Genomic DNA, 22,372 nt, shown 5'->3' with positions numbered 1-22,372 from the left:
GGCTTGGATAATTTTAAAAAATATATGCCTATTCTATTTGTTTTTTTTGAATGTAATTCCCAAACGTCCTACTTAGTAATAGATGAATTCGTTTTGGATTCTTCCATTTTAATTCTGTCCAGTTCTTTTTGAGCATCGGCAACCACATCTGAAAAATCAGTGAAATTTTGAATGACATTTTCTAAAATATAAGTTGCTTGATAACTGTCTTTCAATCCGTAAAAATTCTTGGCCATTAAGACTAATCCTTTGGCTCCGAAATATTTATAGCTAGAATAACTCTTTGCTAACTTTTGAACTGCTGTGTTAGAAGCTTCAAATTTCTCGTCTTTATTTTTGAAATAAGCGTCATAATACAGGGCTTCAGCAGCTAATTCGCCTTTGGCAATCGTCATTAATTTGGCGTAAGCTACTTTCGCTTTATCTTCATCACCAGTCTCAATTGCGGCACGCGCGATGATAATTTGAGCATCACTTTTTACATTGCTATCTGTTTTAGGATTTATTAAAACCTTTTCTGCATAAATACCAGAATTAGCATAATCTTTTTTATCATAATAGGATTTCATCAAATTTGATTGTGCGAATGTTTTATTTTGAGCAAGGTCTGCCTCGTTTTCCAATCGAATTAAAACCGGAATTGCTTTTTCATATTCCTTATTTTTAAGGGAAATTTGGGCCAATCGCAACAACGATTGTTCTGTAAATTCACTTCTGGATTGCGCAATCACATATTCATAATTAGGAATTGATTTACTCTCAGCACCTTCAGCATAATGCAGTTGTGCTAAATAATAATTCGCCTGCAGAGCATGAATTCCGCGAGGAAACTGATTTATATATCCGTTAAATCCCGCTATGGCTTGCTTGGTGTTGTTTTGTTGAAATTGTTTTTCGGCGCCTTGATAGGTGTCATTATCTAATTCAGCATCGGTTACAGCTACAAAATCTAAGGTTCGAACCCAAGTTGCATATTCATCTACTCTGCCATTGTCTACATAAATCAATCGCGCGGTTGCAACTGCTTCAAGCGCTTCTGGAGTTCGCGGAAAATCAGCTGCCACTTTTTTAAATTTGGCTAATGCTTGATCATCTTTGTCTGTGTTGTAATACACTAACCCTTGACGCAAAATAGCTCTGGAAGTGAAAGAACCTTTTTTGAATTCCGTATTTAACCTGTCGTACGTTTTTACCGCAAGGTCATTTTGATTTTCGGCAACGTAGGTATTGGCCAATTCAAAAAGTGCATCGTCTCTGTATTCTGATTTTGGATACAGTTGTAAAAAAGCATTTATCTCGTCAATTTTCTTGTCATTTTTAGACATAAAACCATAAGAAATAGCTTTTTGGAAATACGCATAATCCGCATCTACACTTTTAGACTCAATCACTTTAGTATACGCATCCATTGCTGCAGCATATTTTGTAGTCACAAAACGGCAATCGGCTAACCGCAAATACGAATCATTCAAACGTACTTTATCAGAAGGCGCTTTTTCTATTTGGTTTTGGAAATAATTTCCCGCTTGCTCATATTCTTTTAATTTAAAATACGTATACGCAATATTGTAATTACTGTTTTTAAATTCTGGCGTGGTGCTGGCTTGGCTTGCACCAATAAACTGCTTAAAACTCAACAACGCTTCTTTGAATTCACTTAACACATACTCTGTTTCTCCTTTCCAGAACGTAGCACGAGCAGTGAAAATTGGATCTTTTTGTTCGACTATCGATTTCGAAAACATTTTCAAGGCTTCCTGATAATTTTCGTCCGTGTACAATTCTAAACCACGATAAAAAAGCACTTTTTGATACGCTAATTTATTTGCTGGTGATTTATTTTTTTCTAATAAAACTAATGCTTCTTTGTAATTTTTAGAAGAAATATAGGAATCAATTAATAGCTTTTCAACCTCAGTACGGCTTGAATTTTCTGGATATTTTTTCAAAAAAGATTGTAAAACAGCTGGTACACTTTGATACGAATTTCCTAATTCATAACTTAATTTAGCATAATTCAAACTGGCATCTTCTTGAATGGCCAAATCAAACTCCATTTCCGAAGCATTTTTAAAAGCATTCAGAGCTTGTTGTTTCTTATCGGTATTGAGATAACTTTCTCCCAAATGATAATACGCATTCTGCGCTACAAAATCTTTACCGCCAATGATTTTATTGAATTGCGCGATGGCACTTTCATAATCTTTTTGTTTGTAATGCGCATAGCCCAATTGGTAAAAATCTGTATTGTTCCACTTTCCTTTTTTTCCTTTGTAAGCTACTAAATATGGAATGGATGTATCATATTGCTTTAAATTAAAATAGCTTTCACCAATGATTTTACTCAGTTCAGATTTTTCTAAAGGTGTCGATTTTGCCATTGCTTTCTGTCCTAAATCGATCGCTTTTTGAAAATTCCCCAACTTAAAATTCATATCCGCTTGATAGTACGATAGCTTTTCTTTGTATTTTTCTTCCCCTGAAACTTCATCAAAATACTTGGTAGCTTGCTTGTAATCATCGCCTTCATAAGCCATAAATCCCAGATAATACTTAGCCTGAGAACCATATTCTGCTGAGTTTACGACTTTGTTCAAATAAACGATTGCTTCTTTTTTCTTTTTGGCATTAAAAAAACTATAACCTTTCTGGAAATTGAATTTGTCTAAGTCTGATCTGCTCAAACTACTTTCATCTACTTTATCAAACCATTGCAGTGCTTGCGGATAATCCCCCTGGCTAAAATGAAAATGCGCCACCTCAATGTAAGCCTGATTTTGCTTGACACTTGTAGGATATTCCGTGACAAATTGCTCCATCAACTCATCTGCATTGGATTGATTGGTTCGAATGGCACAATTGGCGGCATAATATGCACAATCCGATTTTAGCTCTTCGGTAGTCGCAGTTTCCTTTACTTTATTGAAAATGATTTGCGCAGAGGCATATTGATCATCCTTAAATAACGCTACTGCTTTGTTAAAATCTTTAGAATCGTGAGTATATATCATAGATTTTTGTGCCGAAACAGCCACAGTGACCATGAAAATCGATATAAAATAGAGCCAAGAAATTTTACGCATTGTAATTTATTTTAATAATTCAAATGTATCATATTCTGCAGTCTATAACGAATCGTTATTGGTTTTTATTATAAACATTTTTTTTAACACGGTAGAATTTAACTTTCCACACACAGCGATTTCGCCCTGTAAATGCAACTGCTTTGGCATATTATCCATAATTTTCTAAATTGTGTCTCATAGAACAGAATTTATTTTGAATAGAACCGTTATCTTATTACTTTTACCCAATAAACAAATGTAAATTATGTCACAAGCTGTACTGTCTCTAAAAAATGTAACGATATATCAAGAAGGAAAATCTATTTTATCAGAAGTAAATTTAGAGGTTAAACACGGAGAATTTCTATACATTATAGGGAAAACAGGCTCTGGAAAAAGTAGTTTAATGAAAACATTATATGCTGATTTACCTTTGACTGAAGGAGAAGGACACATTGTAGACTATGATTTAGCAACGCTAAAAGAAGATGACATTCCGTTTTTAAGACGTAAAATTGGAATCGTTTTTCAAGATTTCAAATTACTTCCTGATCGCACCGTAGATGCTAATATGCTTTTTGTATTGAAAGCAACTGGATGGACAGACATCACAGAAATGCAAAATAAAATTGAAGAAGTATTGAATAAAGTGGGGATGAAAGATTTTGGTAAAAAAATGCCACATCAACTTTCTGGAGGAGAACAACAACGGGTGGCTATTGCACGTGCTTTGCTGAACGACCCCGAATTAATCCTTGCTGATGAACCAACTGGAAACCTTGATCCACAAACCAGTGCCGAAGTGTTGGAGGTTTTAAAGAAAATCAATGCCAACGGAAAAACCATTATTATGGCGACGCATGATTATGCTTTGTTGATGAAATTCCCTTCAAAAACATTAAAATGTGAAGATGCTAAAATCTTTGAAGTAGTTCAACGAACGGCATAATGCTTTCTATTCTTGTTCCAATATACAATTACAATGTGTTTCCTCTTGTTGTAGCGTTGCACAAACAATGTACGGATTGCGGAATAGATTTTGAAATTCTTTGCCAAGACGACGCTTCTAATTCAAGTTTAAACGCTTTCAATGAACACGTAAACGAACTGTCTAATTGTAGTTTTGTCTCTTTAAAAGAAAATCTAGCACATCGCGCAAACCGAAATTCCCTTGCCGCACAAGCAAAATTTGATTATTTGCTTTTTATCGATGGGGACTCTATAATTATTCATGACAATTTCATAAAAAAATACGTTGAAACTCTTCAGGATTTTGATGTTGTTTATGGCGGAAGGTTGCATCCTGAAAAATGTCCTTCTAACCATCAAAAACTACGTTGGAAATACGGAAAATTTATTGAGGACAAATCTGCACCAAACCGGAAGAAAAAAACGTATCAATCGCTACTTTTCAACAATACTGTAATCAAAAAAGTGCTTTTCAACAAAATAAAATTTGACACGAACAGCAAGAAATACGGTCACGATGATACGCAATTGGCGTTCGAGATAAGCTTGCTAAAATGCAAAGTAAATCACACAGAAAACCCAGTTGAACATGGAGATATTGATACTAATCTCGTTTATTTGAATAAGACCAAAGCGTCTTTGGAGAATTTGATTTCACTGTACGAAGAAGAAAAAATTGATATTGAATTTGTGAGACTGATTCAATTGTATCATTTTTTAAACAGAACAAGACTTACTTATATTATTTCAAAATTACATTCCGTTTTCGAATCATTTTTTATTAAAAATCTGACTGGGAAATATCCTAATTTATTTGTTTTTAATTGGTTTCGAGTGGGCTATTTATGCTCATTACAACAAAAAAATTAATTCTTTTTGAGTCCGATAAATAACTGATCCCAAGTTTCCATAATAGAATCGACCTGGTATTTTTCACTGGACACTTTTGCCTTTTCGCCCATTTCTTCTCTTAATTTTATATTCTCGATTAAAGTCTCGACTGCATTTACATAATCCATCTCGTTACCGTTTTCAATTAAAAATCCATCTTTGCCATGAGTTAAAACACCTCTCGGCCCACACGGACAATCATAAGCTACACAAGGCAATCCAGATGCCATGGCCTCGATTAACACCATTCCAAAACCTTCAAATCGAGATGTCATCAGATAAAATGAAGCTTCTACATATTTATGTTCAATATCTTGAACTGGTTTATGAAAAACAACATTATTCGACACCTTTAGGTTTTCGGCCAATGATTTTAAATCGAGGTTTCCTGCGGCTTTACCGTAAATTTCCAAAATCCAATCGGGGTGCTTCACAACTACTTTTTTCCAGATTTGTAACAATCTATCAAATCCTTTTTCATACGTGTGCCTTCCTACGGCAATAGCTTTTTTATTTTCTAAAGCACTGGTTTTACGAGGAGTAAACCATAAAGGATTAGGTATAACAATTGTATTTTTAATATTCCATTCAGCAATGTTTTCGCTAGTTAAAACAACAAATCGATCGTATTTATGTATTCCTGCTTTTTTAAAAATGCTAATACCATTAGATATGACTTTCGTCAGGAAATTATCCTTTAATTCTCTTTCCTCGATAAACTTAGAACTGTGCATTTCTAACACAAGAGGAATTTTATTTTTTAAAATAAAAGGAATCAAATATGCTTTCAAACCATTATCACAAACGACAATGACATCGGGCTGAATGGTATTAATTTTAGTTTTTAATCCCTTCGAAAAAGAATTTAAAAACTGATATAAGTTTCCTTTTAAAACTATATCGTGAAAAATAATATTGGAATTAAAAGTATAGAACAACGGAGAAAAACCTTCGTTTTGAGTCAGAATATAAACTTCATATCCCAATTTTTCAACAAGATAATTTGCTTTTACTGAAAGGACTCTGGCTACACCACCTTCGTTATTTATGTTGGGAACAATGTATAAAAGTTTCATTTTTTTGAAATCATAAACTGATCAAAATCCCGAATATAATCTTCTTCGTCATATACATCAGAAGCCAAAACCAAACACACTGCTCCCGAAGAAAAATTATCTAATTCTCTCCAAATTCCCGTTGGGATATACAACCCAATATTAGGTTTGTTCAGTAGAAATGATTTTTTCTCTGTTCCATCATTTAAAATTACTTCAAAACTGCCGCTCAAAGCGATTAATACTGCGGATTGATTGATGTGCGAATGACCGCCTCTAAACGAATTGCTAGGCACATCAAAAAGGTAGTACACGCGCTTAAATTCAAATGGCACAATATCCTCTTGAATAAATGCTAAATTCCCACGCCTATCCTCTACAACAGGAATTTGCAACAGCTGTATGTCTCTGAGTGTAGTCATAGTTCTATTTTAAGCTAATTTTCATAAGATCCAACCATTGTTTTCCGATACTTGAAACCGAAAAAGATTGCACACTTTGCAATGCATTTTGCTTGCAATATCGATATAAATTTTCATCTTCTACCAATAAATTCATTGCTTCAGCAAGTTTTTCAACATCTTGGTTTGCAACCAACAATCCATTTTCCTTATGCTGAATCATTTCGCGTGGTCCAGATGAACAATCAAAAGCTACGACTGGTGTTTCGCAAGCCAAAGATTCTAGAATAACATTGGGCAAACCTTCATACAAACTACTTAAAACAAAAAATCGCGCCTTTTTTAAATATTTAAATGGATTGTCCTGGTAGCCCAAAAAATGTACTTTATCAACTACATTTCTTGTTTTGGCCACATTTAAGAGCATTTGCATTTGTTCTCCATCGCCCAGCAAAACCAAATGAATACCGGTTTTTGGTAAAATAGATTTGGAATATGCTTCAATCAATTTATCAAATTGTTTGATGTTGGTTTCCATTTGGCCCATGCTAATAATACAATCAAATTCAAGCTCACTTTTCTCTTTGCTTTTTAGGGTAATTTCATCAATATCAATTGGATTATAAATTCGGATAACATTTTTTAACTGGTGTTTATTCTGTATTAATGCTTTGGATTCATCCGAAATACTGACTATTTTATAACAATCTCCGTACATAAAGCGGCTAAGAAAAGTCCAATTTGGCAGGTAATGATCTATTAGAAAACTATGAACAGTAAAAATAGTTTTCGTTTTATAAAGCCACTTTGCAATGAGCACTTCTTGAATGGGTTTTACTCTAAATCGGAAATCGATAATGAAATCAAATTGGTTTTCGACTAGGCATTTTCTAAGAAAAGTGAACCGTTTCCATTTATTAAAAAAGTTGTTGGATGCATTTTTCTGCTTACCTAAATTAACTAATTTCCCGGAATAGGCATACGATACGGAATCGAGAACGATAATATTATGAACCTCTAATCCTTGTTTTTCAAAAAAATGAGACAGTGTGGCCATCACCTTTTCGGCTCCGCCAATACTTAATCGATAACCAATTAAAGCAATTTTAATTTTTTTGTTGGGCAATATCATTATCGATTTCTTATTTTCGTATCAAATATAACTCTTTTAAAAAAATATGCAAGTCAATCCATTGGTCACCATTATTTGCTTATGTTACAATCAGCAGGATTATATCTTGGAGAGTTTGTTTTCAGTAATTAATCAAGATTATCCTTGTATAGAACTGATCATTGTTGATGATTGTAGTACAGATAACTCGAGAGCAGTAATCGAAAAATGGCAACTTGATTTCCCGAAAATTCAATTTATTGCAAACGACTTTAATTTAGGAAGCACGAAATCGTTCAATAAAGCCTTGAAAAAAGCCCAAGGTGAATTCATCATTGACTTGGCGGCTGATGATGTTTTATTGCCACATTGTGTGAGCTCACAAATAAATGCTTATAAAAATACAGCTTATAAAAACCTTGGTGTTGTCTATGGCAATGCTGCATTAATCACTGAAAAAGGAGTTTTTGATTCTTATTATTTCCCTGTAAACCATCTTAAAAAAGTAGTAACTTCCAGACTCACGGGTGATATTTACGAATCCATTCTTAGTGGTGGTGATTGTATGTGCTCGGTTTCATCGATGGTAAAAAAATCAGTGTTTGATTCTTTAAATGGTTATGACGAGTCGCTGGCTTATGAAGATTTAGATTTTTGGATTCGCACATCTCGAATGTATGATTTCGATTTTATTGATGCCATTTTAATTCAAAAAAGGACGGTTGAAAATTCATTAGGAACCCATTTTTTTAAGAAAAATGATGCTCGAGGCCGAAAAATAAACCACTCTACTTATTTAATTCTAAAAAAGGCAATTGCACTTAACAAAACAAAAAAAGAGAATAAAGCTGTTTTAAAACGAATTCATTTTGAACTGATTTTAGCCTGTAAAACAGCCGATTACATGCTGCTCTTGAAATATAGTTTACTTGCGATAAAGCTAAGACTATAATTACAATTTTTTTAGATACTGATTTAACCGATTTTGTTTCCTAGTATTTTGATTCTATCAAAACGCGTTCATTCAATTAAATAGGACTGCTGAGCAAAGTTCGATTTGCATACAATTATTATACTTTCAATTTTAGACTTTTTTTGAGTTTTGTAGATGTAAAAAACTTCAATCAGGTAGCTATCGTTAATTGTGTGAAGATTTTAAATTACTACTCGAGGTCAAAATTTATTTTTAATTTTCAAATAGTAATTTCTCAATCCCACCCGCTTATTAATTCCTCGAAACGAATACACAAGCGAAAAAACAAGCAATATAGAAATGATGATCTGCGCAGTATAGTTTGAAAAATAAAATAGACATAAACAACTTGCAGCTCCCACAAATAGTGAAAACACTATAATTTTAGCACACGCTACTTTGAAACTAAATCCATATTTTTTATTCACAACTCGATAGACATAAAAACCATACAAGCTAAAATTCAGAATACTGGCAAGTCCTATACCTAAAAGTCCAAAATAATTATACGATAAAATGGTTAAGCTTACATTTAAAAAATCACCTAGTAATTCCTGAATAAAATACTGTTTTTTATCGCCTTTAGCCAAAATTACAAACCCTAGTGGCCAAATTACCGCCTTTATAATCATTGCAAAAAGCCCCGCTTTAAAAATCATATTAACGGGTAAAAAATCTTTTGAATACAACAATTCAATCCAGTAAGGAGCTGTAATATAAAGAAACAATATGGCAGGTGTAAGCAAAAGTAAAGTAATTTCAATTTGATGATTTACTAGATTTTTCATCTCAGAATGATTTTCGTTTATGCTAGTCAATCTGGGATAAAAATCGATCGCCATGGCATTAAATATCAGTCCTACGTACGAAATCAAAATAACTGTACTAACTTCATAAAACCCGACAATCTCTAATGCTGCACCTTTATTATTTAAATAGAGCTTGATAAGAAACGTACATACATACCCAAAAATAACATTTATTGACAATAAAAAACCAAGTTTTAAAATCGGTATTGCTTTATTCCAAATTTCAGAAATAGGAAGTCTATTCACTTGCTGTTGCACATTTCTGGTGTAATAGATATTGACCATCAAATTGATTGCGCTGGCCAGCAAAATGACATATATAATCCCATCGAATCTTAAAAAATAATATAGGGCAACACTACAAATTGAAACTAAAATTGAGGAAACTATATTAGAAATAGCGATTGTTTTTAGCATCCGCATTCCTTGTAATATTGCAACGCGGCTAGCGGTATAACTGGTAAAAATAAAGTTGATTGACAAAAAAACAAACCAATAATATTTGTTTGAAGAACCAAAAGTAAGTTGGCTCAGAAGAGGACTGAATATGATTGTTAATACTGTACCAAATATACCAATCCCCAATGCCATTTTTTGCACTAGATAAATAGTTTCAGATGTTTTTTGAGCGCTGTCTGGCTTTCCCGACGCATTTGCGATTTCTCTCACACTGGTAGTGCTAATGCCAAAACTAGTAACTGCAGAAATAATATTAATTGTATTTGTCACCAGTCCAACTATTCCTATACCAATTGGGCCTAAAAAAACAGCAATAAATTTATAGCTAACGACGCTCACAGCCATTTTGATAAATTGCATCGCACCAAAAACACCAGTAGCTTCTAAAATTGATTGATATGAATTAGAATTACTATTTCGCTCCATCTTATTCCAATTTACAACCAAAGGATTCGTATTGATTTCTGAATTCTCTTTTCCAGATGGACCATTTCTCGTTCGAAACTAATTTGTTTTGATGACCAATAATAGCGTAAATCACGGTTTCATCAAAATCGTTTGGGTAATTATTAATGGCATCAAACTTATTTGTAAACCAAGCCTCATTCAACATCAAATTAAAAGCAAACATATCGATCAACACTCCGTTTTTATTTTGTGAAGTTGCCGAGGATGAAAAGCCAGTTTTCATAACTTCGTTGTTTGTGTGCGCAAAAAACATTTCTTTATTTCTGTTGTAAAACTTCACCGCATTATAGAGCTGGAGTCCTTCGTTTACATCATTATTATGATTGGACCACAATTGCAAAAAATAATTTTTATGAAATAGAATACCTGCAACTGCATATATGGAATAATATGCTAGCAACCTGTCAAGTGTATTAATTTTGAAAAACCTAAGCATTTTGCGAATACCGAATCTATCTAACTTATAAAAAATACAGTAGTATAAAAAGGGGTTTCTAATGAATAAATCTGGTTTGTAAACAGTAATCTTATTGGCAATTTTTATCGTTTTTTTCTGTATTAATTTTGGATTTCCTAGCCAAAAAAGTTTTACAAACTGAATACCATTTTTTTGTGTCGAAAATAATAATTCTTGCAAATCTACTTTTTCAGTAAACCACATATCATCTTCCAGCAAAATAAAATAATCCGAAGATTTTTGCGCAATTTCTACCCATAAATCAATTGGAATTGCAGTTATTGCAGGAGTTTTACCAACTGAAGTGCATTTCACTTTTTCGTCATAATAACCCGATTTATAGATCATTGTTTCAGGGAAACTGCGTTGTAATTTATCCAAGTACTTTTGTGGTGTTCCATCGTCTAAAATCTTAATATTAAACTCTAAACCACTACAGTTTCTATAAATACTTTGAATACATCTATCCAAATAATACGGCCTATTAAATGATTTGATTAGGATGTCCATTCATTCAGTTTTTCAATGATTTTAGTCACCTCATCCATCGTTAAAACAGGACTTATAGGTAAACTCAATACTTCATCATGAATTTTTTGGGTAATCGGAAAAGACAAATGGTTCAAAAATGACAAAGCCTTTTGATTGTGCGGCGGAACTGGATAATGGATAACCGTCTGTATGCCGTTTTGATGCAAATAATCTTGTAAATCTATTCTGTTTTGAGTTCGAATAACAAACAAGTGAAAAACGTGATTGGATTGCTTCTTTTCATCAATTGATACCGTTGGCAAGATGATTTTTTCATTTTTAATTTCAATCAAATACCGTTTGGCAATTGCTTTTCGGTGTTCATTATCTGCATCTAAAAAAGGGAGTTTCACATTGAGAAAAGCCGCTTGAAGCTCATCTAATCTTGAATTAAGCCCAATGTGATCGTTGTAATATTTGGTTTCGGAACCGTAATTCCGAAGTGATCGAATGGTTTTGGCTAACTCCAAATCATTTGTGGTAACTGCGCCAGCATCTCCTAAAGCACCAAGATTTTTCCCAGGATAAAAACTATATGCTACGCTTGATTTTTGATTCGAGATTTTTGACTCTAGATTTTTGATTGCTCCGTGAGCCTGAGCAGCATCTTCAATGACTAGCAAATTATTTACCTGAGCAATTTCATGTATCGCATCCATTTCTGCCAATTGTCCGTAGAGATGAACCACAAGAACGGCTTTGGTTTTTGAGTTGATTTTTTCTGTAATTAGATCGGGATTGATGTTGTAGGTTTCTAATTTTGGCTCGACCAAAACAGGAATTAAATCTGCCTCCAAAATAGCGAGGATACTAGCAATATAGGTGTTTGCAGGAACAATAACTTCATCCCCTTTCTGTAGTTTCCCCAGCTGAATGTATGCTTTAAAAATCAAAACCAGAGCATCCAGACCATTTCCTGTACCAATGCAATATTGTGTCCCGCAATACTTAGCGAAACTCGTTTCGAATTCCTTTACTTCATTGCCTAAAATATACCAACCAGTAGCTAAAACCACTTTCAATTTTTCTTGAAAAGCAATTTCATACGGTTCGTTTATTTTTTTTAAATCAAGAAATGGTATCATATCAGCTTCATTTTATAAAAATCCTGACTGTAAACAGAGCAGCCTAATTCTTCTTTTTGTTTCAAAAGTCCAGCATTGTATCCTTTTTCATCATCCTCATTCACAATTCCCATATCAAAAAAAAGTTTGCCTTCACTCTTGTATTTTTTTATCAAATTGATGAATAGAAAATCCAAGGCGCGCATCTCCTCACCTTTTTTTGTGGTGGCTCCATATTGCGATTTCACCACTTTTTCTGACTCGAAAATCGTAATGCCTGCAATGATTGCGCCGTCATAATAAGCTGAAAACTGTCTAATATTATTCGGAAACTTCTCTTTGAGCGCCGAAATTTCTTGCCACGTATGTACGGGCTTTGCATTGTGTTTTTCTAATAGTCTTGGCTCTAAAACCATTTTCCAAAACAACTCCAATTGCTGTTCTTCGACTAGTTCGAGATCGAGTTCCTCAATTCTCCTGAAATGTTTTAATTTACTTTTTGAAATGGTTAATGGCGTGGCTAAATTGATGGCCAAGTTCATTTCTTTGTGATCCAAAAGTGTTCCTTTCTTAATCAAGAAAAAATCAATTTCGGCATTGCCTTTTGACACATAAAATGAAGGAATTGGTTTGTAATAAAAGGTTTGCATCTCATTTTCTTTCAAAAAAGACAAAAGTGAATCCAAAATTACTGCTACTTTTTCTCCATTTAATTTAGCTGAATACACCAATCCCCCATAAGTAAGCCCTTGATGCGAAAAAACGGCATTTCCACCTCTGTTTGCAGGCAAAAGAGCGACTAGTTTATCGTCCTCAAAAATCATCAAAGAAAAATCTTCGAATCGATCTTTGTGGTATTCCATAAAATCGCGGTGAAACAAAAAGGTAGCGTTTTTGGCTTGACCAATAAAGGTGTTCCAATTTGCATAATCCTTCTCTTGGTACTGTTTTACGGAGTAGTTTTTCACTATTTAATTTTAGACTTCGTGAAAGTAATCATTTTTTATTTATGTTCTAATGTAGGCAAATACCATTTGAATTTTACTGCCATCAGACGAAAGGAAATAATAACCAGCGAGGTTGTCAGGTATAAAACATCATTTTCTAAATTAAATTCACGAAGAATAAAGAAAACTATTCCACCTAAAATACAAATTGTCGCATAAATTTCTCTCCTAAAAATAACAGGTATTTCTGTACATAAAATATCTCGAATAACGCCACCAAAACAAGCTGTCATGGTTCCTAATGCCACACATATAACTGGATGAAGACCAATATTTATTCCTTTTTCGAGTCCAATTAAAGTAAAAACACCCAACCCAATGGTATCAAATAAAAACAAGGACGTTCGCAACGTATCGAATTTTTTTCTAAAAATAATGGCCAATACAAATCCGATGATGATTACATAAACGTAAATTAAATCTAGCATCCATCCCACTGGCGTTCTGCCAATCAAAATATCGCGAAGTGTCCCGCCTCCTACCGCTGTTACGAAAGCGATGATAAACACTCCAAAGGGATCCATTTTTTTATTCATTGCCGTCAAAGCGCCAGACATAGCAAAAGCCATCGTGCCGATAATGTCTAAAAATTGGAACATTTATTTTGGATTAAAATGGATAAAACGCCTGTTGTTTGCTACTATTATAGAAAACAAAATTAAAGAAAATACTGGTGTAAACGCTTCTATTTTCTACAATTAATCAACTTACGATTCACCTTGTAAATATTCGAATTCAAATAGAACAAACTGAAATATCTCTATGTATCTTTGTTTTCTAAAAATTAAATAGTTGTACCTCTTGAAACAAATCACTTCGATACAAAATCCCTACATCAAATCATTAGTGCAATTGCAGGAAAAAGCAAAAGTACGCAAACAAACTGGAACCTTTTTAATGGAAGGAAAGCGCGAAATTGCAATTGCTATTAAAGGTGGTTATGAAATGGAAAAGCTCTTGTTTTTGCCGGAAATTTGCTCGGAAGCCGAAGCCCGACAATTATCTAGCTACGCTGATTTGATTGAAATTAATAAAGAAGTCTATCAAAAACTAGCTTACAGGGACACTACCGAAGGTGTTTTGGCTGTGGCCAAAACCAAATCGATGCAATTATCCGATTTGAAATTATCCCAAAACCCGTTGATTCTTATTGCCGAAGCACCCGAAAAACCTGGAAATATTGGCGCTTTATTGCGAACGGCCGACGCTGCTAATCTGGATGCAGTACTTATAGCAAATCTTAAAAGTGATTTGTACAACCCAAACATTGTGCGATCCAGCGTTGGATGTTTGTTCACGAACCAAATTGCAACTGGAACTACCGCTGAAATTATAGCTTTTTTGAAAGAAAGAAATATCAATTTTTATTGTGCTACTTTACAAAACTCGACGTCGTACCACACGCAAGATTACACTACTCCAACGGCATTAGTTGTAGGAACAGAAGCCACTGGATTGACAGAGGAATGGCGTAACGCAGCCACCCAAAATATCATTATTCCGATGCAAGGCGAAATTGATTCGATGAATGTTTCGGTCGCAGCTGCCATCTTAATCTTTGAAGCTAAAAGACAAAGAGGGTTTTAGATTTTAGATTGCATATTAACGATTGGAGATTGCTAAAAAGAGAATGCCTAAAATAAAAAAACAAACTACTTTATATCCCACAAATGAATTTAGAAGAAAGAATTTTACAAGCTGAAACCAGAATTTTTAAAACCGTTTTTCCAAGCACGACAAACCACTACGATACTTTATTTGGAGGAACAGCCATGTTAATGATGGATGAAGTAGCGTTTATAGCAGCCACAAGATTTACTAGAAAAAGATGTGTAACGGTTTCGTCTGACAGAATTGATTTTAAAAAACCAATTCCAGCTGGAACAATTGTAGAACTAATAGGTAAAGTATCTAAAATTGGAAACACTAGTTTAGATGTGAAAGTAGAAATTTATATCGAGCAAATGTACAGCAATCATAGAGAAAAGGCCATATCTGGAAACTTTACTTTTGTTGCATTGGATGAAAATAAAAAACCAATTCGCATTCTAGACAATAATGAAACTGCTTAGAACCCGTATTATTTTCGAATCCTAAAATCTTCTTGTTTATTTGATTACTTATTGTTATTTTTAAGAAATGAACCATGCCGTTATGACAGAAATAGATTTAGAAAAAGAAAACAAAGCAATTGCCCAAGAATACAAAGAACTGCTACGTATTAGTTACCAAACCTTGACCACTGAGGACAAGAAACTGATTCGGAAAGCATTTGATGTATCTGTAGAAGCACACAAAGATCAACGAAGAAAATCAGGTGAAGCATATATCTTTCATCCCATTGCTGTGGCAAAAATCGTTGCTTCAGAAATTGGTTTGGGCGCTACCTCTATTGCAGCTGCATTACTTCATGATGTGGTTGAAGATACCCCAACAACTATTCAAGATATTGAACGTTTGTTTAATCCAAAGGTTGCCCAACTCGTTGAAGGATTAACCAAAATATCGATGGTTCAAAAGGATTTAAACGCTTCATTACAAGCCGAAAATTTCAGAAAAATGATTCTGACTTTGAATGATGATGTTCGTGTAATTCTGATTAAACTTGCCGATCGTTTGCATAATATGCAAACCATGGAGTCGATGCAGGAAGACAAGCAAACTAAAATTGCCTCAGAAACCTTATACATCTATGCTCCATTAGCACACCGATTGGGTTTGTACAACATAAAAACTAAACTAGAAGATTTAGGTTTAAAATACACAGAAAAAGCTGTTTACAATGATATTGTAAGTAAAATAAAAGAAACAAAAGAAGAACAAGACGCTTATATCGAAGCCATTTCTACTGTTCTGAAGACTTCATTAGACCTGGAAGGTGTAGAATATATAATTAAAGGCCGTCCAAAATCTATTTATTCTATTCGCAGAAAAATGCTGGCGCAAAATGTAAGCTTTGATGAAGTCTATGATAAATTTGCATTGCGAATTGTTTACAAATCGAATACTCACGATGAAAAATTTCTAGCTTGGAAAATATATTCAATAGTTACAGATCATTACAGACCAAGCCCTAGTCGTTTGCGAGACTGGATTTCATCACCAAAATCAACTGGATATGAAGCCTTGCACATTACGGTTATGGGACCAAAAGGCCGTTGGGTAGAAGTACAAGTTCGAAGTGAGCGTATGGACGAAATTGCGGAAAAAGGGTATGCTGCGCACTATAAATATAAAAACGGCGCTACAGAAGAAAGCGGTTTAGATGTTTGGTTAAACTTACTCAAAGAAGCTTTAGAAAATTCTGAAACGAATGCTGTAGATTTTGTTGAAGATTTTAAAATGAATTTATATTCCAAAGAAATCTTTGTATTTACTCCAAAAGGTGAAATAAAATCATTGCCCAAAGGCGCTACATCACTTGATTTTGCTTTTAGTATTCACTCTGAAATTGGGATTCGCACTAGAGGAACACGCGTTAATGGAAAATTGGTTCCTTTGAATTTCGAATTAAAAAGTGGCGACCAAATTGACATTATTACTTCGCAACATCAAAAACCCACCATCAACTGGTTGGACTATGTAACTACTTCGCGAGCAAAAACGAAAATAAAAAATGTTTTAAACGAAAACACTAAGAAAATTGGTGAAGAAGGAAAAGAACTTCTGACTCGAAAATTAAAACATTTAAAAATAACCATGAGCGAACAAGTGGTTAATGAATTAGTTAATTTTTTCAAACTCAAAACAAGTTTAGATTTATTTTATCGTGTAGGAATTGGTGCCATTGAAAATCAACAACTCAAGGATTACGCAGCACAAAAAAGTAATAGTTTCATTAATTTTTTCAAAAATAAAATGAAACGTTCACCAAGCACAGCCGATGAGGACATTCATAAACCAACAATCAGTAGTAATTATGACATGCTCGTTTTTGGCAAAGAACATGATAAATTGGATTATAAGTTATCGCCTTGCTGCAACCCCATACCTGGAGATGACGTATTTGGATTTGTAACCATCAACGAAGGAATAAAAGTGCACAAAAAAGATTGTCCGAACGCGCTGGGCATGCAGTCCAACTATGCGTACCGAATTATGACAGCCAAATGGATTGACTCCTCGCAAGAAGAATTCAAAGCCATTATTAACGTTACGGGAATGGATGTTTTAGGGCTTACCAACCAATTGACAAAAGTGATTTCAAATAACATGCATGTCAATATTCAAAGTATTTCCTTGAGCACTGATGCAGGAATTTTTCATGGTCAAGTGGCTGTAATTGTGCAAAACAATACCATTTTGAAAAAAATGATCAATAATATCAAAAAAATTGACGGTATAGATAAAGTAACACGTGTTTATAAAACGTAGTAATAAATTCGATTTTTGTTTTAAATCAAAGTGTACTGCATATGAAACTTAAAAAACTTAAAACTAAACAAACTGGAATCTTTATACTTTAAACTAAAAAAATTACCTTTGCCTGCATATGACACTCATTTCCACAGATAACACCAAAAACCAAGAGATTGTAAAAAATGTTTTTACAATGTATCTCGAAAAAAAAGGACATCGCAAAACTCCAGAACGTTATGCAATCCTTCAGGAAATTTACGATAGCGAAGAACATTTTGATGTAGAGAATCTGTATATCAAGATGAAAAACAAAAACTATCGTGTGAGTAGAGCAACACTTTACAACACCATTGAGTTGCTATTAGACTGTGCTTTGGTACGCAAACACCAATTTGGCCAAAATCAAGCACATTACGAAAAATCATACTTTGACAAACAACACGATCATATTATCATGACCGATACTGGAGAAGTAATTGAATTTTGCGATCCTAGAATTCAAACTATCAAAAAAACAATTGAAGAAATTTTTGATATCGAAATCACCAACCACTCGTTGTATCTCTACGGAACTAAAAGACAAAATAAAAGCTTAGACGAAAAAGATCGTCCTTAAACATAAAAACTAACTACAAATAACATACAGAATGACGGTAGATTTATTACTAGGATTACAATGGGGAGATGAGGGAAAAGGAAAAATTGTTGATGTTCTTACTTCTAAATATGATATTATAGCCCGTTTTCAAGGGGGACCAAATGCAGGACACACCTTAGAATTTGACGGCATAAAACATGTTCTTAGAACGATACCATCCGGTATTTTTCACAAAACTGCTGTAAACATTATTGGAAACGGAGTAGTAATTGATCCTGTTGTATTTCAAAAAGAAATTGAAGGACTGGAACGATTTAATTTAGACATCAAAAATAAATTAATCATTTCTAGAAAAGCACATCTAATTTTGCCTACGCACCGCTTACTAGATGCCGCCTCTGAAGCGTCTAAAGGAAAAGCAAAAATTGGTTCTACCTTAAAAGGAATTGGTCCAACTTATATGGACAAAACCGGAAGAAACGGACTTCGTGTAGGAGATATTGAATTAGAAGATTTTGCAGACCGTTACAGAGCTTTGGCTGACAAGCATGAAGCCATGATCAAGTTTTATGATGTGGCCATCCAATACAATCTTGAAGAACTTGAAAAAGAATTCTTTGAAGCAATTGAAGAACTAAAAAAATTAGATTTCATCGATAGTGAAGAATATTTACACCAAGCGCAAAAAGCAGGAAAAGCCATTTTATGCGAAGGTGCTCAAGGTTCTTTATTAGATGTCGATTTTGGTACGTATCCTTTTGTAACTTCATCAAACACAACAGCTGCTGGCGCTTGTACTGGTTTAGGGATTGCTCCAAATAAAATCAAAGAAGTCTACGGAATTTTCAAAGCCTACGTAACACGTGTAGGTAGTGGTCCGTTTCCAACAGAACTTTTTGACGAAGATGGTGCTACGATGGCACGTGTAGGAAATGAATTTGGATCTGTTACAGGAAGACAAAGACGTTGTGGTTGGTTAGACTTAGTAGCGCTTAAATATGCGGTACAAGTAAATGGTGTGACTCAGTTAATGATGATGAAAGGCGATGTATTGTCAGGATTTGAAACCTTAAAAGTGTGTACGGAATACAATTATAAAGGCGAAAAAATTGCTCATTTCCCTTACAACATAGAGCCAGAAAATGTAACTCCTGTTTACCAAGACTTCAAAGGATGGAAACAAGATTTAACAGGTATGACAAGTTATGATGAATTGCCAATTGAATTGAAAGAATATATTGAATTTATCGAAAGAGAAGTTGAAATTCCAATCAAAATAGTCTCAGTTGGTCCCGACAGAAAACAAACCATCTTAAAATAATACAACCAAACGCCCTGAATTTCGGGGCGTTTTTTTTGTTTAAATCTATATTGAACCTTATGACTGATCCAAAAATCATAATCAAGAACACTGAAGTACTCTCTGATAACCATTATGTTTTAAACAAAGTTACCTTTGACTATCAAAAAAAAGACGACTCTTGGATTACCCAAAAAAGAGAAGTATACGACCGAGGCAATGGTGCAGCAATTTTATTGTATAATAAACAACAAAAAACCGTCATTTTGACCCGACAATTTCGTTTACCTACATATTTAAATGGGAATTCAACTGGCATGACGCTGGAAGTTTGTGCCGGACTTTTAGACCAAGACAATCCAGAGCAATGCATCATTCGGGAAACCGAAGAAGAAACTGGCTACCGCATTACAAACGTTACTAAAGTAATGGAAACCTATATGTCACCTGGCGCAGTAACCGAAATTTTATATTTATTTGTAGGCGAGTACGATGAATCGATGCGAGTGAGTGAAGGAGGTGGCGTAGCACACGAGGAAGAAAACATTGAGGTAATAGAAATGCCACTTGATGAAGCCTATGCTATGATTGAATCTGGCCAAATGCAGGATGCTAAGACTATTATTCTATTGCAATATGCCAAAATTAACAGTTTCCTGTAATGAATAATGCGACCAAAGGAATTCTATTTGCTTTATTAGCCACCTTGCTTTGGTCTGGAAATATGGTCGTTGCAAGCGGCATAAAAGGCCACATTCCTCCTGTTGGTTTGGCTTTTTGGCGCTGGACCGTTGCTTGCATTGTGTTGGCGCCATTTGCTTTAAAAAGTACTATCAATGATTTCAAAATTATACGGAATCATTTTGCATACCTTGCACTTACAGCTGTAATGGGCATCACCGTGTTTAATACGCTCATTTATTTTGCAGGTAAAACAACAAGTGCGGTCAACTTATCATTGATAGCGATTTCCATTCCTTTATTCATTGTAGTTTTGTCTCGAATTATTTTTAAAGAAAAAGTTTCTAACATTAAAATTACAGGAATTGCAATAATCATTACGGGAGTTTTGGTACTCATTTCGAAAGGATCGTTTCAAGCTCTGTTACAAATCAATTTTGCGATTGGAGATGTTTTGATGCTTTTGGCTTGTTTATTTTTTGCATATTATACCATTTTAGTCCGTAAAAAGCCAGATGAATTGTCGCCAAAAGTCTTTCTTTTCAGTGTTTTTGTAATTGGAACCATATTATTGTTTCCGTTTTATTTTATTGAAAATCTGTACTTTAAAAAAGTATATTTTGACATCAAAACAATCTTAGTTGTAAGTTATGTTGGAATTTGCGCCTCCTTAATTTCGTTTTATTTCTGGAACGAAGCGATTCGATTTATTGGCACTTCAAAAACGGCCATGATTTATTATCTGATTCCCGTTTTTAGTGGCGTTTTAGCATATATTTTTCTAAATCAAGCCATTGTAATAACTCAAGTTATCAGTATGGGAATTATTATTGTGGGTTTATTGATTACCAATAAAAAATAATGTCAGAATCAAAAAAAAACTATTCAGACAAAAATAAATTGCTGTAAAGAAGTTCTATTTCTTTTTTAAATTCGGCAAAAAGAAAGCAATGATCCCAATCAAAGGTAAAAAAGCACAAAGAATATAGACATAAGTAATACTGGTATGATCCGCAAGATTTCCTAATAAAGCCGAACCTAAACCACCCATTCCGAAAGCAAAGCCATAAAAAAGACCAGAAACCATTCCGAGTTTTTTAGGCAATAATTCTTGTGCATAAACTAAAATTGCTGGAAATGCAGATGAAATAATTATTCCTATCACCACTGATAATACTCCTGTCCAAAACAAATCCATATACGGCAATAATAATGTAAATGGTGCAGCTCCTAAAACAGAAAACCATATCACATATTTTCTCCCAAACTTATCGCCAAGCGGCCCACCAATTAAAGTTCCGATAGCGCAAGAAACTAAAAACAAAACCAAATGAAATTGGGCATCTTGCACCGATAATCCAAATTTTTCAATCAAATAAAAGGTGAAGTAACTCGACATACTCGCCATATAAAAGAACTTCGAAAATATTAAAATCATTAAAATCACTACCGATATTACAATCGTTTTTTGAGATAGATTGGGCAAATCGATCACCGCTTTTTTAGTAATTCTTAAATTCAAATGGCTTTGATACCAAAGTGCAATTCGGCTTAAAACTAGCAATCCGATTAACGCAACAATGGCAAACCAAATGATGTAAAATTGTGTGTTTGGCACTACTATAAGCGCCACTAACAAGGGACCAATTGCTGTCCCGGCATTACCTCCCAATTGAAAGATAGACTGCGCTAAACCCCGTTTTCCGCCTGAGGCCAAAAAAGAAATTCGCGAAGCTTCTGGATGAAAAATAGAGGAACCAATGCCAACCAAAATTACTGCTACGATTATCATTCCAAAACTAGAAGCATAGGATAAATTAACAATTCCAGCTAAAGTAAACAACATTCCGAAAATTTGAGAAAAAGGTTTGGGCCTTTTATCAGTGTACAATCCCACTAGCGGTTGCAAGATCGAAGCTGCCAGCTGATACGCTAGGGTGATTAAACCTATTTGCGCAAAATTTAAATTAAAATTTTGCTTTAAAATGGGATAGGAAGCAGGAATAACTGCTTGCAGCAAATCGTTTAATAAATGAGCAAAAGCAATCGAAAATAATATCGAATAAATGGTTTGTTGCGCAATAGGACTAGTATCGGTATTTGAGGACGTCCCTAAAGTTGAATTCATAGTATAATAAAATAGGTCAATGATTAACTAACAAGACTCGCATTAA

Annotated in this window: 20 protein-coding genes; 10 read left to right on the top strand and 10 right to left on the bottom strand. The window is 34.1% G+C overall.

Annotation, left to right across the window (positions count from 1 at the left end):
- Window positions 1-68: 68 nt before the first annotated feature.
- Entirely contained in the window at window positions 69-3,083 is a 3,015-nt protein-coding gene (locus ACNQGB_RS12285; protein WP_472777119.1) for a tetratricopeptide repeat protein, read from the bottom strand.
- A 247-nt stretch (window positions 3,084-3,330) separates the two neighbouring features.
- Between ACNQGB_RS12285 and ACNQGB_RS12280 the strand changes: the two genes are divergently transcribed.
- Both ACNQGB_RS12280 and ACNQGB_RS12275 read left to right on the top strand, forming a co-directional pair.
- Window positions 3,331-4,014, top strand: a complete 684-nt coding sequence (locus ACNQGB_RS12280; RefSeq protein ID WP_417946153.1) for a cell division ATP-binding protein FtsE — start codon at window positions 3,331-3,333, stop codon at window positions 4,012-4,014.
- Entirely contained in the window at window positions 4,014-4,904 is an 891-nt protein-coding gene (locus tag ACNQGB_RS12275; protein WP_417946155.1) for a glycosyltransferase family 2 protein, read from the top strand. The genes ACNQGB_RS12280 and ACNQGB_RS12275 overlap by 1 nt, the downstream gene beginning before the upstream one ends.
- Here ACNQGB_RS12275 and ACNQGB_RS12270 read toward each other — a convergent pair.
- Genes ACNQGB_RS12270 through ACNQGB_RS12260 form a run of 3 tightly spaced genes read right to left on the bottom strand, consistent with a single transcriptional unit; the run spans window position 4,901 to window position 7,513 of the window.
- Window positions 4,901-6,001, bottom strand: coding sequence for a glycosyltransferase family 4 protein (locus tag ACNQGB_RS12270; RefSeq protein WP_417946157.1), 1,101 nt, complete (start codon window positions 5,999-6,001; stop codon window positions 4,901-4,903). The genes ACNQGB_RS12275 and ACNQGB_RS12270 overlap by 4 nt on opposite strands.
- On the bottom strand, window positions 5,998-6,402 hold the full coding sequence (locus ACNQGB_RS12265) for a sugar 3,4-ketoisomerase (RefSeq protein WP_417946158.1): 405 nt from the start codon (window positions 6,400-6,402) through the stop codon (window positions 5,998-6,000). The genes ACNQGB_RS12270 and ACNQGB_RS12265 overlap by 4 nt, the downstream gene beginning before the upstream one ends.
- A 4-nt stretch (window positions 6,403-6,406) precedes the next feature.
- Window positions 6,407-7,513, bottom strand: coding sequence for a glycosyltransferase (locus ACNQGB_RS12260; protein WP_417946159.1), 1,107 nt, complete (start codon window positions 7,511-7,513; stop codon window positions 6,407-6,409).
- A 46-nt stretch (window positions 7,514-7,559) separates the two neighbouring features.
- Between ACNQGB_RS12260 and ACNQGB_RS12255 the strand changes: the two genes are divergently transcribed.
- Window positions 7,560-8,444 carry a glycosyltransferase family 2 protein gene (locus ACNQGB_RS12255; RefSeq protein ID WP_417946160.1) on the top strand — a complete coding sequence of 295 codons (885 nt, stop codon included), beginning with the start codon at window positions 7,560-7,562 and terminating at the stop codon, window positions 8,442-8,444.
- A 221-nt stretch (window positions 8,445-8,665) separates the two neighbouring features.
- Here the strand turns inward: ACNQGB_RS12255 and ACNQGB_RS12250 are convergent, their stop codons facing one another.
- Genes ACNQGB_RS12250 through ACNQGB_RS12230 form a run of 5 tightly spaced genes read right to left on the bottom strand, consistent with a single transcriptional unit; the run spans window position 8,666 to window position 13,859 of the window.
- Window positions 8,666-10,159, bottom strand: a complete 1,494-nt coding sequence (locus ACNQGB_RS12250) for an oligosaccharide flippase family protein (RefSeq protein ID WP_417946162.1) — start codon at window positions 10,157-10,159, stop codon at window positions 8,666-8,668.
- A 1-nt stretch (window position 10,160) separates the two neighbouring features.
- Window positions 10,161-11,168 carry a hypothetical protein gene (locus ACNQGB_RS12245; protein ID WP_417946164.1) on the bottom strand — a complete coding sequence of 336 codons (1,008 nt, stop codon included), beginning with the start codon at window positions 11,166-11,168 and terminating at the stop codon, window positions 10,161-10,163.
- Entirely contained in the window at window positions 11,156-12,274 is a 1,119-nt protein-coding gene (locus tag ACNQGB_RS12240; RefSeq protein WP_417946166.1) for a DegT/DnrJ/EryC1/StrS family aminotransferase, read from the bottom strand. The genes ACNQGB_RS12245 and ACNQGB_RS12240 overlap by 13 nt, the downstream gene beginning before the upstream one ends.
- A complete protein-coding gene (locus tag ACNQGB_RS12235) occupies window positions 12,271-13,221 on the bottom strand; it encodes a GNAT family N-acetyltransferase (RefSeq protein WP_417946168.1) in 951 nt (316 codons plus the stop codon). The genes ACNQGB_RS12240 and ACNQGB_RS12235 overlap by 4 nt, the downstream gene beginning before the upstream one ends.
- A gap of 35 nt (window positions 13,222-13,256) precedes the next feature.
- A complete protein-coding gene (locus tag ACNQGB_RS12230; protein WP_417946170.1) occupies window positions 13,257-13,859 on the bottom strand; it encodes a trimeric intracellular cation channel family protein in 603 nt (200 codons plus the stop codon).
- Between the two features lie 202 nt (window positions 13,860-14,061).
- Between ACNQGB_RS12230 and ACNQGB_RS12225 the strand changes: the two genes are divergently transcribed.
- The 7 genes from ACNQGB_RS12225 to ACNQGB_RS12195 all read left to right on the top strand — a co-directional run bounded on the left by ACNQGB_RS12225 (window position 14,062) and on the right by ACNQGB_RS12195 (window position 21,060).
- Window positions 14,062-14,847 (top strand): TrmH family RNA methyltransferase, encoded by a 786-nt coding sequence (locus ACNQGB_RS12225; RefSeq protein WP_417946171.1) that lies wholly within the window; start codon window positions 14,062-14,064, stop codon window positions 14,845-14,847.
- Between the two features lie 83 nt (window positions 14,848-14,930).
- Window positions 14,931-15,332, top strand: coding sequence for an acyl-CoA thioesterase (locus ACNQGB_RS12220; protein WP_309758003.1), 402 nt, complete (start codon window positions 14,931-14,933; stop codon window positions 15,330-15,332).
- Between the two features lie 82 nt (window positions 15,333-15,414).
- Window positions 15,415-17,634: a RelA/SpoT family protein gene (locus ACNQGB_RS12215; protein WP_417946173.1), complete on the top strand. Its 2,220-nt coding sequence runs from the start codon at window positions 15,415-15,417 to the stop codon at window positions 17,632-17,634.
- A gap of 118 nt (window positions 17,635-17,752) precedes the next feature.
- Window positions 17,753-18,235, top strand: coding sequence for a Fur family transcriptional regulator (locus ACNQGB_RS12210; RefSeq protein ID WP_417946175.1), 483 nt, complete (start codon window positions 17,753-17,755; stop codon window positions 18,233-18,235).
- Between the two features lie 31 nt (window positions 18,236-18,266).
- Window positions 18,267-19,538 (top strand): adenylosuccinate synthase, encoded by a 1,272-nt coding sequence (locus ACNQGB_RS12205; RefSeq protein WP_417946177.1) that lies wholly within the window; start codon window positions 18,267-18,269, stop codon window positions 19,536-19,538.
- A gap of 59 nt (window positions 19,539-19,597) precedes the next feature.
- Entirely contained in the window at window positions 19,598-20,179 is a 582-nt protein-coding gene (gene nudK / locus ACNQGB_RS12200) for a GDP-mannose pyrophosphatase NudK (protein ID WP_417946178.1), read from the top strand.
- Window positions 20,179-21,060 (top strand): DMT family transporter, encoded by an 882-nt coding sequence (locus ACNQGB_RS12195; RefSeq protein WP_417946180.1) that lies wholly within the window; start codon window positions 20,179-20,181, stop codon window positions 21,058-21,060. Before nudK ends, ACNQGB_RS12195 begins: the two co-directional genes overlap by 1 nt.
- Before the next feature lie 54 nt (window positions 21,061-21,114).
- Here ACNQGB_RS12195 and ACNQGB_RS12190 read toward each other — a convergent pair whose 3' ends face one another.
- The gene (locus tag ACNQGB_RS12190; RefSeq protein WP_417946182.1) at window positions 21,115-22,326 is read right to left on the bottom strand and encodes an MFS transporter; all 1,212 of its coding nucleotides are present in this window, start codon (window positions 22,324-22,326) and stop codon (window positions 21,115-21,117) included.
- Window positions 22,327-22,372: the final 46 nt, after the last annotated feature.

It is taken from the genome of Flavobacterium frigidum, assembly GCF_048286795.2.
This window is presented reverse-complemented; position numbering and strand designations above follow the sequence as displayed.